Source organism: Micromonospora sp. NPDC005215, from assembly GCF_040607915.1.
Lineage (GTDB): Bacteria > Actinomycetota > Actinomycetes > Mycobacteriales > Micromonosporaceae > Micromonospora.
In genome coordinates this window covers 16,325-30,866 of record NZ_JBEXHQ010000049.1, presented here as the reverse complement: position 1 = coordinate 30,866, position 14,542 = coordinate 16,325, and the positions used below count along the sequence as shown (strand labels likewise).

Here is a 14,542-nt window from a genome sequence, read left to right as displayed (position 1 = left end):
TGATGATGGATGATCGGCACCGGACGAACGTCGTCGGTCATGCGGTGCCAACAAGATCCCAGCGGCGCGTGGACACCGCCGATCGCCCGCGTAGGATAGGGGACGTCCGTTCCGCTTGTCTATCAACTGGCTACCGGAGGTAGGTGTGGCGTCACCGGACATGCAACGCCCTGCCGCGTCCTCGGAGCAACCCGCTCGGGCGCTGCGAGCCGACGCCCGACGCAACCGCGAGCTGGTGCTCCGGGCGGCCATCACCGCGTTCGCCACCGAGGGCACCTCGGTGAGCGTCGCCGAGATCGCCCGCCGAGCCGGGGTGGGCACCGGCACGGTGAGCCGGCACTTCCCCACCAAGGAAGCCCTGTTCGGGGCGATCGTGCACGAGCGGGCCGAGCAGCTCGTGCGCCGCGCGCGCGAACTGCACGAACGGCTGGCGCCGATCGACGCGTTCTTCGAGTTCTTCACGGTCCTGGTCGCCGAGGGGTCGACCGACCGCGGGCTGGCTGAGGCGCTGGCCAACGCCGGCTTCGATGTGGAGGCCGCCGCCTCGGCGGCGGCGTACGACTTCGGCACCGCGCTGGCCGACCTGCTCGACGGTGCCCAGACCGCCGGCGGCGTCCGCCCTGAGATCACCGTGGCCGACATCAAGGCCCTGCTCGAGGGTTGCCTGGCCCGTGAACGCTTCGGCGTCGACTCCGAGGCACGTGGCCGCCTCATCGGAATCATCCGACGCGGCCTACGTCCCGACCCCCGGATGCCACGGCCAGCCCGTCCGAAATGACGCCGACAGCGGCGTCCACCAAGCCCGGCCACGCAACGGCGGCGCCTGACCGGAGCGGGCCAGGGCGGGTGCACCCTGGCCGGTCGCCGGGCAGGGTGCACGACTTCATGCGACGACGGGCCCGAACGAGACGCCGCAGAGTCGCTCCGACGCCGCCCAGAGCAGCCGCTGGGCGTCGAGGTCGTGCGACTGACCGGTCGACTCGACCAGGACCGGGCTTCCGGTGTATTCGCGGAAGCCGGAAGGCCCGTAGTATTCCCCGCCGCGGACGGCGGCATCGGTGGCGGCTCGCAGCAGGGGCAGTGCCCCCTCGGGCGGATGCTGGAAGAGCCATTTCGTGGCCCAGCGCACCAGTGGGCTGCCGATGATCTTTTGCTGCAGTGGAAAGTCTCGGACCAACTCGGTGTCGGCGTTGCCCGGATGCGCGGCCACCGCGATGGTCTCCGCGCCGATGGCGGCCAGCCGTCGCTGCAACTCATAGGTGAACAACAGGTTGGCCAGCTTGGACTGGGCGTACGCCTCGCCCCACTTGAAGTTGGCGCTGGACTGCAGATCGTCCAGCCGGAGCCGGGCATTGCGGTGAGCCACGCTGCTGACCGTCACGATCCGCGAGCCCGGAGTGGGCAGCAGGCGGTCGATCAGGAGGCTGGTCAGCGCGAAGGTGCCGAGGTGGTTCACCCCCAGGTGCAGCTCGTGACCGTCCGCCGTGGTGTCCTGGCGCGGGACCATCACACCGGCATTGTTGATCAGCAGATCGATGAACTCGTGCTCGGTGCCGAGCTCTTCGGCCGCCTGGGTCAGCGATGCCAGCGAGGCGAGGTCGACCTGCTGGATACTCACCCGTGCGCCCGGCGTCGCCTCGGTGATCCGCCGCGCGGCCGCCATCGCGCGCTCCCGGTTGCGACAGGCGAGCACCAGCGTGGCTCCGCGCGCGGCCAGGACGGACGCCACCTCGAAGCCGAGACCGGTGCTGGCCCCGGTCACCACTGCCACCCTGCCGGTCTGGTCCGGCACGTCCGCCACGGTCCAGGGAGTGCCCTGCGGTCTTTGCATCGCCCGTCTCCTTGATCAGGTACGGATAAACGGAATACTTGTCCCGTTTACGTTATGTGATCCGGACGGGCTTGTCCAGAAAAGGGAGCGACTAGGGACTCGGCCGTTCGGACGATCTAGGGGTCACTAGGGGTGGGTTACGGGTCCGCGACCTTCCTACGATTTCCCTGTCAGCCTCACGTCATGGGAAGGGACGGTTCGCGATGACCAGCACAGTGGTCGACCCCGGCCGGTGGCTGCGCCGGTTCCATCCGGCGCCGAAAGCCGCCACCGAGCGCCTGCTGCTCTTCCCGCACGCGGGCGGCGCGGCCAGCTTCTACCTGCCCTACTCGGCCACCCTGAGCGGCCGGTTCGACGTGCTCGCGGTGCAGTACCCGGGCCGGCAGGAGCGACGATCGGAAGCGCAGGTCAGCGAGATCGGCGCGCTGGCCGAGCAGATCGCCGAGGCGCTGGCAGGGCCGGACGACCGGCCGCTCACCTTCTTCGGGCACAGCATGGGCGCGATCGTGGCGTACGAGGTGGCGCTGCGACTCGAGCACGCCGGCCGGCCGGCGCCGGCCCATCTGTTCGCCTCCGGCCGACGGGCCCCGTCACGCTACCGGGAGGAGCGGATCCATCAGCGGGACGCGGCCGGCGTCCTGGCCGAGGTCGTCGAGCTGGGTGGGACCGACCCGGCCGTGCTGCGCGACCCGGAACTGGTGGCGATGGTGATGCCGGCGCTGCGGGCCGACTACACCGCGATTGAGTCCTACCGGCACCGCCCGGGCCAACGAGTCACCTGCCCGATCACCGCGATCTTCGGCGACGCCGATCCGCGCACGTCCGAGGAGGAGGCGCAGGCCTGGGCGGAGCACACCTCCGGGCCGTTCGCCCTGCACAAACTTCCCGGCGACCACTTCTACCTGGTCGCCGGGAAGGATGCGGTGGTGCGGATCCTGGACCAGCAGCTCAGCTCGCCAGTCCGGCCGTCGTGAGCCGTTCGGCTCGCGGGCCAGCGGTGCCGAGTCGCCCGTCAGAGCGCAGGATGCCCTGGTGCAGCTCGCGCAGCGGCCGGCACGGCTCCAGACCAAGCTCGCGGTCGAGCGTCTCCCACGCGCGCTGGTAGACGACCAGCGCGTCGGCACGCCGCTCGGAACGGTAGAGGGCGAGCATCAGCTGACGATAGAAGGCCTCTCGCAGCGGGTACTGCGCGATCGCGGTGTAGAGATCGCCGACCAACTCCTGGTGGCGGCCGATGGCCAGGTTGGAGTCGTTGAACAGCTCCATACACTCCAGGCGCAGCTCGGTCAGCCAGGTGGCATACCTGTCGATCATGTGACAGTCGCGCAGGTTGTCGAAGGCCGGACCACGCCACAGCGACAGCCCGGCTCGGAACTTCTCGGCCGCCTCCGCGTGTCGGCCGATCCGGCGCAGCGTCCGCCCTTCGTGAACGAGCCGTTGGAGGTCGTTCACGTCCAGGACATCGTCTCCGAGGTGCAGCACATAGCCGGGTGGACGCGTGACGATGGCGGTGTTCTTGGGCCGGTTGAGGAAGCGGCGCAACTGGCAGACATAGACGTGCATCGCGGCCGACGCGCGGCGGGGCAGGCTCTCACCCCAGATCGCGGTGACGAGGTCGTGTTGCGACACCACCTGATCGGCCTGTATCAGCAACACGGCCAGCAGCGTCTCGACCTTCTTGGCGCTGATCGACGACACACCCTGACCGTCCACAACTCGCAGCGGACCCAGCACTTCATATCGCATCTATTCGAATTCCTCTCGGGCGGTGCGGAAATCGTCCGACGGTGCGGAGAGGTACTGGGCCAACGGTAGGAGCGAGCCGCCGTCGAACTAACCCCAGAAGCCGCCAGCAGACCCCTAACTTCCGACTCAGTAGCGCCACTCCGACGCCGGGCAACCCGGACGGCCGGAAGGACCGCATTAGGCGTTCTTTAGAACGCTCGCCGATGATCGCCAGCAATTGGATTTACACGACATCGGAGGCCCGGTGACCGGCACTGTGAGCGCCGAGACGCTGCTCGACCTGCACCAGGCGGGACGGCTTGCCGTCGACTACCCAAGCGTGGCTCGTCTGATCGCGCCGCTCACCGGGGACGCCCGGCTGCGGGCCGGCCGGTTGCTCGCCCGGCTCGACCCCGACGAGGTGCTGCGAGAACACCCCGGTACCCCGACCCTTACCGCGGCGTTGACCGGCCACGGCACGCTCGCCATGCTGGTTCCGGCGTTGACCGCCGAGCTGGCCCGGCACGGCATCCTGTTGCGTCCGCACCTGACCGACCACGACAGCTACGTCTTCGAGCTGGGCGACCCGGACAGCGGCCTCTATCGCACGCAGCCGCACATCACCCTCTGCGTGCTCGACCCACAGGTGGTCTTCGACCGCTTACCGGTGCCGTGGACCCCCGACCAGGTGGCCCAGGCCTTCCAGGCCCACCTGGAGGTGGTGGCCGGCCTGGTCCGGACATTCGCGAGCGCCAACACCGGCACCCTGGTGCTGAACACGCTGCCGCTGCCCCGGCGCTTCACCGCCCAGCTCATCGACCACCGGTCCCGGGCCACCCTCGGCGCGATCTGGCGCGAGGGCAACGCCCGGCTGCTGCGGCTCGCCGCCGAGCACCCTCCGGTGATCTGCCTCGACCTGGATCCGATCCTCTCCGACGGTGTCGCGGCGTACGACCCGGCCCTCAGCACCTACGCCAAGGCACACCTCGCACCGGGCCTGCTCGCCGCGTACGCCCAGGAGGTTGGCCATCTCGGGCGGCACCTGTCCGGTATGACCCGCAAGTGCCTGGTGCTCGACCTGGACAACACGGTCTGGGGTGGGGTCCTCGGCGACGACGGCCCGGAGGGCATCGAGGTGCGGGACAGTTTCCGCGGCGAGGCGTTCCGGGCCTTCCAGTCGGTGGTCAAGCAGCTCGGCTCGCAGGGCGTGCTGGTGGCCGCAGTGAGCAAGAACGACCCCGAGCCGGTGCATGCCGTGCTGCGCGAACACCCCGGAATGACGCTGCGGGGCGAGGACTTCGTCCGAGTCGTCGCGAACTGGCGGCCCAAGCACGAGAACCTGCGTGAGCTGTCCACGACCCTCAACCTCGGGGTGGACAGCTTCGTCTTCGTCGACGACAACCCCTACGAGTGCGGGCTGGTACGGCGGGAGCTGCCCGGGGTGACCGTGGTACCGGTGAGCGAGGAGCCGGCCGGGCACGTGCCGGCCCTGCTGCGCGACGGCTGGTTCGACGTCCGGGAGTTGGCTGTCGAGGACCGGGGTCGGCCGGCGCAGTACCGGGACGAGCTGGCCCGCGCGGACTTCCTGGAAACCTTCGAATCGATCGCCGACTACCTGCGCGAACTCGGTGTTCGGGTGCGACTGGCCTCGCTGACGGACGCCGATCTGGCACGCGTGTCCCAACTGACCCTGCGCACCAACCAGTTCAACCTGACCACAGAGCGGCTGCAACCGGCGCAGGTGCGGGCTCGCGCCGCCGATCCGGCGCAGCGGATCCTGACCATCCGCTCGGCCGACCGGTTCGGTGACAACGGACTGGTCGGGGTGATCCTGACCCGGCGCGACGGCGACCGTCTCCACATCGACAACTTTCTGCTCAGCTGCCGGGTGTTCGCCCGCGGCATCGAGCAGGCATGCCTGGCCGCGGTGCTGCGAGCCGCGCGGCACGACGGAGTCCGCAGGGTGCTCGGCCGCTACCGCCCCACCGCCAAGAACAGGACGGTACGCGACCTCCTGCCGCGCTACGGATTCGCCGAGATCGGCACGGATGGCGACGCCGTCGTGTTCCAGCACGACCTGACCGACCTGCCCATCCACCCCGAGCACATTGACCTGGACGACGGCCAAGGAGGCAGTAACCGATGAACAGCATCGACGATCTCGTCACCCTCATCCGCGACGAGATCGGGTTGCCGATCGACGCGGGTGACGCTGGCCGCTCCTTCGACGAGGTGCCGGGCTGGGACTCGGTCCACATGCTCTGGCTGGCGTCGGCGCTGGAGCGGGCCACCGGGCGCAGCATCTCGCTCGTCAATCTCCTCGAGGCGCAGAGTCTCACCGACGTCTACGCGCTGGCGGTGCCGGCGTGAGCGTACGACCGGTCGCGCCGCAGCGGCGGCATACCCTGCACTTCCTCGACGAGATCCGGCAGTTCTCGCCGGTCTTCCTCGACACCGAGGTGGACATGAGCGCGGTGCGGGCGCACCGCCTGACCGCACGGGCGGCCGGTCGCCGGTACTCGATCGTCAGCTACCTGCTGGTGGTGGCGGCCGGCGTGCTGGCCCGGCACCCGGAGGCGAACGCGGCGGTCCGGGGCCGGATCCGCCCGCGAATCAGCCGGTACGACACGGTGAGCGGCAAGCTGACTCTGGACAAGACGCTCGCCGGCAAGCGGGTGGTGCTCTCCGCGGTGCTGCCCGACCTGGACCGTAGCGGGCTGGACGAGGTGCAGCGGCAGGTCGACCACTACCGGGACAACGACCCGGCGGTCATGCCGGAGTTCGCCGGCGTCCGGGCCCTGCACCGGCTGCCCTGGCCGGTGCGGCCGTTCGCGTTCCGCCGGGTGGTGCGCCCGCTGTCCCGGCGGCCGCGGACCTTCGGCACGTTCGCGCTGACCTCACTCGGACACGCGGCGGTGGACGGCTTCCATTCGGTCGGGGGCACCACGGTGACCCTCGGCGTCGGTCGCATCCTGGACCGGCCGGTGGTGCGTGACGGTGGCCTCGCGATCGCCCCGATGATGCGGCTCAGCCTCGCCTTCGACCATCGGGTGATCGACGGCGCCGAGGCCGCCGACGTGCTCACCGAGATCCGCGACGGGCTCGAGGCCTACGCGCCGAGCCCGGTCTCCGACGCCGTTGCGGCGGCCACCCGGTGAACAACATGGGCGAGCTGAAGCAGTTCGTTGTCGTGCACGCCCGGGCGCAGCGTATCCCCGGCTACGCCAGCGTGCTGAGCGCCATCGAACACGACGACGGCGACCGGTCGGGCTCCTGGGTGGACGGCTGGATCAGGGCCGGCGAGCGGTTCGAGCGCTCCGGGAGCCTGCTGTCAGCCTGCCGGGCCTACAACCTGGCCCGCTTCCCGTTCGTCGACGGTCCGGCCCGAGCCGAGGCGCTGCGCCGCTGCGTGGACACCTTCGACCGGTGGCGCCGGGATCATCCGTCGATCGCGCCGCTGGCCGTCGCCCACGACGGTGGCACCGTGCGCTGCTGGACCGCCGGGTTGTCGCGCACCGACCGGAAGCCGCTGCTACTGGTGATGGCGGGCATCGTGACGGTGAAGGAGCAGTGGGGACCGGTGTTGCGCCAGACAGCTCGGCTTGGCATGGCCGGGCTGGTCGCCGAACTGCCTGGGGTCGGCGAGAACACCGCGCCGTACGACGAGAAGAGCTGGCGGATGATCCCCGCTCTGTTGGACGCCGTCGCCGACGGCGCCGACGTGAGCCGGACCTACGCCGTCACGCCGAGCTTCGCCGGGCACCTGGCGCTACGCGCCGCCGTGGACGATCATCGGATTCGAGGCGTGGTGGCGGCGGGAGCGCCGATCAACGCGTTCTTCACCGACCGGGAGTGGTTCGGTGCGCTACCCCGGGTCACTGTCGACACCCTGGCGCACCTCACCGGCAGCCCGGTCGAAGGCCTCGCCGACCGGCTACGCCCGTGGGCTCTGACCGCCGACCAGCTCGACGCCCTGGACATCCCGGTCGCCGCCGCGGTCAGCACCAGGGACGAGATCATCCCGCCGGCCGACCGGGACATCCTGCGCCGGCACGTACGCCAGCTCTCGGTGCTGACCAACGACGACGTGCACGGCGCACCCGACCACGTGGCCGAGACGCAACTGTGGACGGTCTCGTCGGTCCTGCGGATGCGCGCGGCGCGCTCACCGCAGCGCGCGGTGATCAACCTGGCCTTCCGGGCGGCCCGGGTTCGCGGCCGGCTGACCCGTCCCCGGTAATTCCCACGCGCCTGCCCTGCTTCCGTACCCCGCTGGACCGTGTCGGCCGTAGGCCGGCTCGGGACGTGCGCCCGGACCTGGCAGCACGGCCCCGCCGATGCAACTGTTCGGACGCGGGAGTCGGATGGACGCGTTGCTCCTGAGGAGGTGGACACACCGATCGCCGGGTGCCCAAGGGCGCCCGGCGATCGGTGTGTCGCGTTGTCGGTCAGTTACCGTTCCAGTGCCGGCGCAGGGCCGCCACCAGCTCGCCGGCACGCTCGTAGGGGAAGAAGAGCTTCCCGCCGTCAATCTCCACCACGTCCGTCGCGCCGGGGATGGCGTCCCGCAGCCAGTACGCCCACTTCAGCTCGAAGTGCAGGTCCGCGGTGCCCCACACGATCAGCGTGGGGGTTTTCAGCTTGCGCAGCTCGGTCTCGGCGGCGAGCAGGTCGGCCGGGTCGAGCGAGGCGAGCAGCTCCTCGAAGCGACGGATCGATTCGGCCGACCCGGCCACCGGTGCCAGGAAGTCGCGCAGTGTCTCGTCGCTGAGCCGATCCGGATGCTCGAAATTCGCGCCGATCCCCCGGCCGCTGGACCGGGACATCGCCAAGTCGGTGAGCATGCGGCCGGCGAGCGGGGCGAGCTTGCCCTCCCGGGCGAGAGCCACGGTGCCGGCGAAGGCCTCGTTCGGGAGGTTGTCGTGCGCCTCGCAGTTGGTCAGGGTCAGCGTGCGCAGGCGGTGCCCGTGCCGGGCGACGAAGATCTGGCCGACCGCGCCGCCGGTGTCGTTGGTGACCAGGTCGATCTCTGTCAGGTCGAGCGCGGAGCAGAAGTCCTCCACCGCCTCCGCCAGCGCCGGCAGCGTCATCTTTCCGGCGAGTGCCGGGCTGCGGCCGTGCAACGGCAAATCGAGCGCGATGCAGCGGCGCTCCCCGCGCAGCTGATCGATCACGTTGCGCCAGATGTGCGCGTTGGTGCCCAGTCCGTGCACGAAGAGGGCTGGCCGGCCGGAGCCGGCGTCCAGATAGCTGATCTCGCCGGAACCGGTACGGACCGTCCGGCGGAAGGCGTCGAATTCGGCGTCGCTCACTGTCTCGCCTCCCGCTCGACGAGGAGGTCGATGGCCTGCTCGGGGCAGGCCGCGACGCCCCGCTCGACGGCGACGAGCGCGTCGTCGGGCGCCTCGAACTCACCCATCTGGTTGAACCCGGACTCCTCGTTGACCCGGTAGACCTCGGGGGCCAGGGCCGCGCACATGCCGTGACCCTGACAGAGGTCGGTGTCCACCCGCACTCTCATGACTCCTCCTTCGGGTCCCAGCTCAGATCCAGGCTGGAGACACCGCGCACGGTGGTGTAGCGACGCAGCGGACTGGTGCCGTCGGTCACCCGGTAACGTGGCACCCGGGCGTGCCACTCCTCGACGCCCAGCTTGAGCACCCGGCGGGCCACGTGCATGCCGATGCACCGGTGCGGTCCGATGGCGAAGACCAGTTGGCGCGTCGACGTGCGCTCGAAGTCGACCCGCTCCGGGTCGTTGAAGGCTCGTGGGTCCATGCCGGACATCCCCCAGGGCACCAGCACCAGGTCACCAGCGCGCATCAGCACCCCGTGCCGCTCGACGTCCTCGGTGACGATCCGCGCGGTCGCCGAGATCGGGTCGTGCCGAACGAGTTCCTCGACCACCGCCGGGATCTTCTCGGGGTGCTGGACCACCAGGTCCTGCACCTCTGGATGCTCGGCGAGGTAGGTGAAGACCACACTGATCATCGCGGTGGTGGTGTCGAAGGCAGCCAGCATGTTGGTGAACGCGACGTTGACCATCTCGGCCTGGGTGAGCGGCCGGCCGTCGAAGGTCGTCTGCAGCAGCCGGCTCAGCACGTCCCGGCGCCCCTCGTAGCCCTCAACGCGGCGCCGGTCGATGGCGTCGCTGAAGAACTGCAGCAGCGGGCGGTTGGCCGCCTTGATCTCGTCGTCGTTGCCGGCCTGTCGGATGGCCCGGAGCAGCCAGTCCTTGTACTCGCGGATCTGCTTGAGGTACTCGCGGCCGATGCCGAAGAAGATCAGGAAGGCCTCCGCAGGCAGCCTCGACGCGACCTCGCCGATGAATTCGCAGCGCCCGTTGTCCGCCACCGACGCCACCGTCTCGCGGATTACCTCCCGCAGTTGGGCGTCGAAGTGGTTGACCACGCCCGGGTTGAAGAGATCGGTGAGCGCCTGCCGCCACATCCGGTGGTCGTCGCCGTCCAACTGGATCGGGATCTGCTTGTGCTCGGACATCTGGTGCGCCGGAATGGACAGCACGCTCGAGGAGAAGATCTCCGGGGTGCGGGCCACCCACTCCATGTCGGCGAAGCGCGTGACGATCCAGTAGCCGCCCAACTCCTCGGACCACACGATCGGCGCGTGCTCCTGGATCTCCCGGAAGTACGTGACCGGGTCCTCCTGCAACCACGGCTGGTACACGCTCCAGCGGCGGATGCGCTCTTCCAGTGTCGCGGGCGCCTGTAGGACAGGCCCGGGAACGGTTGGTGCTTCGGTCATGTCGCGCTCCTCAATCACTTGGCTACTGACATGGCGGGCGAGGGGGCGGCGGACGACGGGTCCACCGTGCCGAACCAGTGGGTGACGGCCGTGCGCAGCCGTTCGTCCCCGGTGCCGTCGACGTCCACGTACGCGACGTGACCGTCCGGGCGAACCAGCACGCGGGCTCCGCCGAGCCCGTCGGCGGGCTCCGCGGCGACCACCCGCAACCGGTCGGCCCAGTCCTCGAAACCAGGTGACGCGGTGCCCCCGCGCGCGTCGATCAGCAGCCCGCGACCGTCCCGCAGCAGCACGGCCACGCTGGTCTCGCCGGCCGCGGTACGCAGCGGGATGTCCGGGATCCGGTAGCCGAGCAGCGGGTGCTCGGGGGCCGGATCGCCGCCGTACGCCATCGGGTAGCGGATGCCCAGGCCGGTGGCCCGCTCGATGATGTAGCGGCTCACCTCGTCGAACTTCATCAGCGCACCGATGAACTCACGCAACGGGCGGGCGGTCTGCGGTGGGTGGATGAGCGCGGTCTGCACCTGCGGGTAGACGCAGGCCTCCCGCCCGATCGGCCAGCGTTCGTGGTGGTAGGAGTCGAGCAGCTCGTCGCCGCCCCATCCGCGCACTGCCGCGGCCAGCTTCCAGCCGAGGTTCATGGCGTCCTGGATGCCGGTGTTCAGTCCCTGCCCGGCCGACGGGAAGTGAATGTGCGCGGCGTCGCCGGCCAGCAGAACCCGACCGTCCCGATAGCGCTCGGCCAGGCGAGTGGCGTTGCCGAACCGGGTGAACCATCCGTACCGGCCGATCTTCAGGTCGATGCCGGTGATGCGGTGGAAGGCGGCCTGGAACTCCTCCAGCGTCACCGGGACCTCGTCACCGGCCCGGTCCGAGTCGAACTCGATGGCGGTGGCCCGCCACATACCCGGCTCGTCCGGGTGCGGAATGACCGCAGCCAGGCCCGTCGGATAGATCGGCTGACCGATCCCGCCCTGGTAGCGCTCGTCGAGGATCTCGACGTCACCGGTGCGGCCACAGACCGTGGAGTCGGTTCCGGGAAACGCGAAATCGGCCAGCTTCCGCACCGTCGACCGGCCGCCGTCGCAGCCAACCAGGTACGAGGCCCGCAGGTCGTACTCTTCGCCGCCGCCACGCACCCGCACGGTGACACCGAGATCGTCCTGCTCAAGCCCGACCAACTCGTGGCCGTAGCGGATGCGGACGCCGAGGGCGGCGACCCGGTCCTCGAGCACCTGCTCCACCCGGCGCTGCGACACCACCAGCGGCAGATCGGCCGCATCCAGCGCGGTCACGCCGGGAAAGCCGAAGTTGTAGTTCATGAAGGTACGGGCACCCTCGAACTGGTCGAGGCCGCGCTGGTGGAACATGTGCACCGAACTCATGTGGATGGCGAACGCGCGGGCCGCGCTCATCGGCTCGGGCAGCCGGTCCAGTACGATCACCGGCACGTCGACAAGCGCGAGTTCGGCGGCGAGCATCAGACCGGTGGGCCCGGCACCGGCCACCACCACGGGCAGGACGTCGCTCATCAGACGGCCCTCCCCGCCGCGGGCTGGCCGAACCAGGTCAGGAGCGCGGCCGGCAGCACGTCGTCGGCGCCGCTTCCGGCGTACGCGACGTAGCCGTCCGGACGCACCAGCAGCGCCCCGTCCTCGAAGCCCTCGATGCTCGTCGCCCGAACGAGCGTCAGGCGGTCCCGCCAGGGAGCGGCGACCTCGGCCGCGGTGCCGTCCCCGGTCAGGACCAGCAGCCCGTGCCCGGACTGCAGCAGCACCGCCAGGCTGGTCGGGCCATCCTCAGTGACCAGCGGCAGGTCGGGCACGCGCAGGCCCAGCAGGGGATGCTCAGGCGCGGGGTCGCCGTCGTAGACCATGGGATAGCGGATGCCGGTGCCGGTGGCCCGGTCGATGAGGTAGCGCCGCACCTCCTCGAACTGGGTCAGCGCGGCGATGAACTCCCGCAGCGGTCCAGCCTTGTCCGCCGGATGCAGCAGTGACATCTGGACCTGCGGGTAGACGGTCACCTCCCGGCCGATCGGCAGCCGCTCCTGCTGGTAGGTGTCGAGCAGTTCGTCGCCCGCCCATCCGCGCAGCACCGAGGCCAGCTTCCAGCCCAGGTTCACGGCATCCTGGATGCCGGTGTTGAGGCCCTGGCCGGCCGAGGCGAAGTGGATGTGCGCCGAGTCGCCGGCCAGGAACACGCGGCCCTCGCGGTACCGCTCGGCCAGCCGGGTCGCGTCACCGAACCGGGTCAACCACGGCGAATTGGCGACCTTGAGGGTGATGCCGGAGACCCGCTCGAACGCGGCGACGAACTCCTCGACGGTGATCGGCACCTCGTCCGGCGGGCGCTCGGCGGTGAACTCCACCACCGTGGCCCGGGACAGGCTCGGGTCGTCCGGGTTCTGCACGGTCGCGGCCAGACCGGTCGGGAAGAACGGTGATCCGATGCCGTTGCGGTACTCCTCGTTGAGGATCTCGACATCGCCGGTGCGGCCGCTCAACGTGGCCTCGGTGCCGGGGAAGCCGATGCCGACCGCCTTGCGCACCACACTCCGGCCGCCGTCGCAGCCCACCAGGTAGCTCCCGCGCACGGAGTATTCACCGTCGGGACCGTTCACGGTCACGGTCACACCCTCGGCGTCGGCCTCGACACCGACCACCTCGTGTCCCCGCCGGGTCAGCACGCCGAGTTCGGCGACCCGGTCGGCGAGCAGTTTCTCCACCCGCCGCTGCGGGAAGACGATCGGGAACTTCTCCGGCTCCGCGTTGGTCAGGCCGGGAAAGCCCCAGTCGAAGCTGGGAAACCGGCCAGCGCCGTCGAACTTGTCGAGGCCTCGCTGCCGGAACATCTGTTGCGAGCTGAGGTGGAAGCCGAAGGTCTGCGACCAGGTCGGCACCGTGGCGCGGCGTTCCAGCAGCACCACCGGCACACCGGCCAACCCCAGCTCGGTGGCGAGCATCAGGCCGGTCGGTCCGGCTCCGGCAACGATCACGGGATCAGGCATGCGGCCACTCCTCGAGGGTGCGGTGGCCGGAAGCGTCGGGCCCGCGGCCATGGTCCGCACATGCTCGACGACCGACCTTTGCCGTTCCTAAGGCGAGACCAAATCGACCGGCGGCCACCTAACAACGGCTTAAGAACTCCACTAGCCGATGCCGGGATGCTGGCGGCCGACCGAAAAGACACGTCACGTCGAAGGGCACGCGAACATGCACACCACCACGTTGGGCAAAACCGGGCTGACGGTCTCCGCTCTCGGGCTCGGCTGTATGGGAATGAGCGAGTTCTACGGCGACGCCGACCGCGCCGAGTCGCTGGCGACCCTGGGTCGGGCCGTGGAGTTGGGCGTCACCTTCCTCGACACGTCCGACGCGTACGGCATCGGCGACAACGAGGAACTGCTCGGTGAGTTCCTGGCCGGCACCGACCGGTCGGCGATCACCGTGGCCACCAAGTTCGGCGCCGTACGGGACAAGGCGACCGGGCGCCCGGTCGGCATGCGCGGCGACGCCGCCTACGTCCGCGAGGCTTGCGACGCGAGCCTGTCTCGGCTCGGCATCGACCACATCGACCTGTACTACCTGCACTTCCCGGCGCCGGGCACGCCGATCGAGGAGACCGTCGGCGCGATGGCCGATCTGGTGACGGCGGGCAAGGTCGGCCACATCGGGCTGTCCAACGTGACCGCCGCGCAGGTGCGTGCCGGGCATGCCGTGCACCCGCTCGCCGCGGTGCAGAACGAGTGGTCGCTGTTCACCCGGGACTCCGAGGCCTCACTGGTGCCGGTCTGCGCCGAGCTGGGCATCGGCCTGGTGCCGTACTCGCCGCTCGGTCGTGGCTTCCTGACCGGGGCGCAGACCTCGACCGAAGGGCTCGCGCCGAACGACTTCCGACAGTCCATTCCCCGCTTCGCGGCCGAGAACGCGCCGCACAACGCCGGCCTGCTCAAGCCGATCCAGGACATCGCGGCGGGGCACGGCGTGACCCCCGCCCAGGTGGCCCTCGCCTGGCTGCTGGCGCAGGGCGAACGCCACGGTGTCCCCGTGGCCCCGATTCCGGGCACCCGCAGCCCGCAGCGGCTGGCCGAGAACGCGGCTGCCACCGAGCTGACTCTGAGCGAGGAGGAACTCGCGCTCCTCGCGCCGATCGCGAGCCAGGTGCTCGGCGAGGGCCGTCCCGCCATCCCGGCGGCCGTCGCCGGGCGCAAGTGAGGAG

14 protein-coding genes are annotated in these 14,542 nt (G+C 70.2%); 7 read left to right on the top strand and 7 right to left on the bottom strand.

What is annotated here, in order from left to right; all coding sequences use genetic code 11:
- The first annotated feature begins 160 nt into the window (after positions 1-160).
- Positions 161-778, top strand: a complete 618-nt coding sequence (locus tag ABZU25_RS28045; protein WP_355032357.1) for a helix-turn-helix domain-containing protein — start codon at positions 161-163, stop codon at positions 776-778.
- Between the two features lie 105 nt (positions 779-883).
- Here ABZU25_RS28045 and ABZU25_RS28040 read toward each other — a convergent pair whose 3' ends face one another.
- The gene (locus ABZU25_RS28040) at positions 884-1,831 is read right to left on the bottom strand and encodes an oxidoreductase (protein ID WP_355032356.1); all 948 of its coding nucleotides are present in this window, start codon (positions 1,829-1,831) and stop codon (positions 884-886) included.
- A gap of 203 nt (positions 1,832-2,034) precedes the next feature.
- On the opposite strand from ABZU25_RS28040, the gene ABZU25_RS28035 reads away from it, so the two are divergent.
- On the top strand, positions 2,035-2,805 hold the full coding sequence (locus ABZU25_RS28035) for an alpha/beta fold hydrolase (protein WP_355032355.1): 771 nt from the start codon (positions 2,035-2,037) through the stop codon (positions 2,803-2,805).
- On the opposite strand, the gene ABZU25_RS28030 is transcribed toward ABZU25_RS28035, so the two are convergent.
- On the bottom strand, positions 2,780-3,577 hold the full coding sequence (locus ABZU25_RS28030; RefSeq protein WP_355032354.1) for an AfsR/SARP family transcriptional regulator: 798 nt from the start codon (positions 3,575-3,577) through the stop codon (positions 2,780-2,782). The two genes, ABZU25_RS28035 and ABZU25_RS28030, sit on opposite strands and share 26 nt — an antisense overlap.
- Positions 3,578-3,821: 244 nt before the next feature.
- On the opposite strand from ABZU25_RS28030, the gene ABZU25_RS28025 reads away from it, so the two are divergent.
- Genes ABZU25_RS28025 through ABZU25_RS28010 form a run of 4 tightly spaced genes read left to right on the top strand, consistent with a single transcriptional unit; the run spans position 3,822 to position 7,796 of the window.
- Positions 3,822-5,702: an HAD-IIIC family phosphatase gene (locus ABZU25_RS28025; RefSeq protein ID WP_355032353.1), complete on the top strand. Its 1,881-nt coding sequence runs from the start codon at positions 3,822-3,824 to the stop codon at positions 5,700-5,702.
- Entirely contained in the window at positions 5,699-5,926 is a 228-nt protein-coding gene (locus tag ABZU25_RS28020; protein WP_355032352.1) for an acyl carrier protein, read from the top strand. Before ABZU25_RS28025 ends, ABZU25_RS28020 begins: the two co-directional genes overlap by 4 nt.
- Positions 5,923-6,714, top strand: a complete 792-nt coding sequence (locus ABZU25_RS28015) for a 2-oxo acid dehydrogenase subunit E2 (protein WP_355032351.1) — start codon at positions 5,923-5,925, stop codon at positions 6,712-6,714. Before ABZU25_RS28020 ends, ABZU25_RS28015 begins: the two co-directional genes overlap by 4 nt.
- A gap of 5 nt (positions 6,715-6,719) precedes the next feature.
- Positions 6,720-7,796, top strand: a complete 1,077-nt coding sequence (locus tag ABZU25_RS28010) for an alpha/beta hydrolase (protein WP_355032350.1) — start codon at positions 6,720-6,722, stop codon at positions 7,794-7,796.
- A gap of 208 nt (positions 7,797-8,004) precedes the next feature.
- Here ABZU25_RS28010 and ABZU25_RS28005 read toward each other — a convergent pair whose 3' ends face one another.
- From ABZU25_RS28005 to ABZU25_RS27985, 5 genes are read right to left on the bottom strand one after another with little or no spacing between them, the layout of a single operon-like run.
- The gene (locus tag ABZU25_RS28005; RefSeq protein ID WP_355032349.1) at positions 8,005-8,868 is read right to left on the bottom strand and encodes an alpha/beta hydrolase; all 864 of its coding nucleotides are present in this window, start codon (positions 8,866-8,868) and stop codon (positions 8,005-8,007) included.
- The gene (locus ABZU25_RS28000) at positions 8,865-9,077 is read right to left on the bottom strand and encodes a ferredoxin (RefSeq protein WP_355032348.1); all 213 of its coding nucleotides are present in this window, start codon (positions 9,075-9,077) and stop codon (positions 8,865-8,867) included. Before ABZU25_RS28000 ends, ABZU25_RS28005 begins: the two co-directional genes overlap by 4 nt.
- A complete protein-coding gene (locus ABZU25_RS27995) occupies positions 9,074-10,321 on the bottom strand; it encodes a cytochrome P450 (RefSeq protein WP_355032347.1) in 1,248 nt (415 codons plus the stop codon). The genes ABZU25_RS28000 and ABZU25_RS27995 overlap by 4 nt, the downstream gene beginning before the upstream one ends.
- A gap of 14 nt (positions 10,322-10,335) precedes the next feature.
- Positions 10,336-11,853 (bottom strand): FAD-dependent monooxygenase, encoded by a 1,518-nt coding sequence (locus ABZU25_RS27990; protein WP_355032346.1) that lies wholly within the window; start codon positions 11,851-11,853, stop codon positions 10,336-10,338.
- Positions 11,853-13,331 carry an FAD-dependent monooxygenase gene (locus ABZU25_RS27985; RefSeq protein WP_355032345.1) on the bottom strand — a complete coding sequence of 493 codons (1,479 nt, stop codon included), beginning with the start codon at positions 13,329-13,331 and terminating at the stop codon, positions 11,853-11,855. Before ABZU25_RS27985 ends, ABZU25_RS27990 begins: the two co-directional genes overlap by 1 nt.
- A gap of 148 nt (positions 13,332-13,479) precedes the next feature.
- Between ABZU25_RS27985 and ABZU25_RS27980 the strand changes: the two genes are divergently transcribed.
- Positions 13,480-14,538: an aldo/keto reductase gene (locus tag ABZU25_RS27980; RefSeq protein ID WP_355032344.1), complete on the top strand. Its 1,059-nt coding sequence runs from the start codon at positions 13,480-13,482 to the stop codon at positions 14,536-14,538.
- The last annotated feature ends 4 nt before the right edge of the window (positions 14,539-14,542 follow it).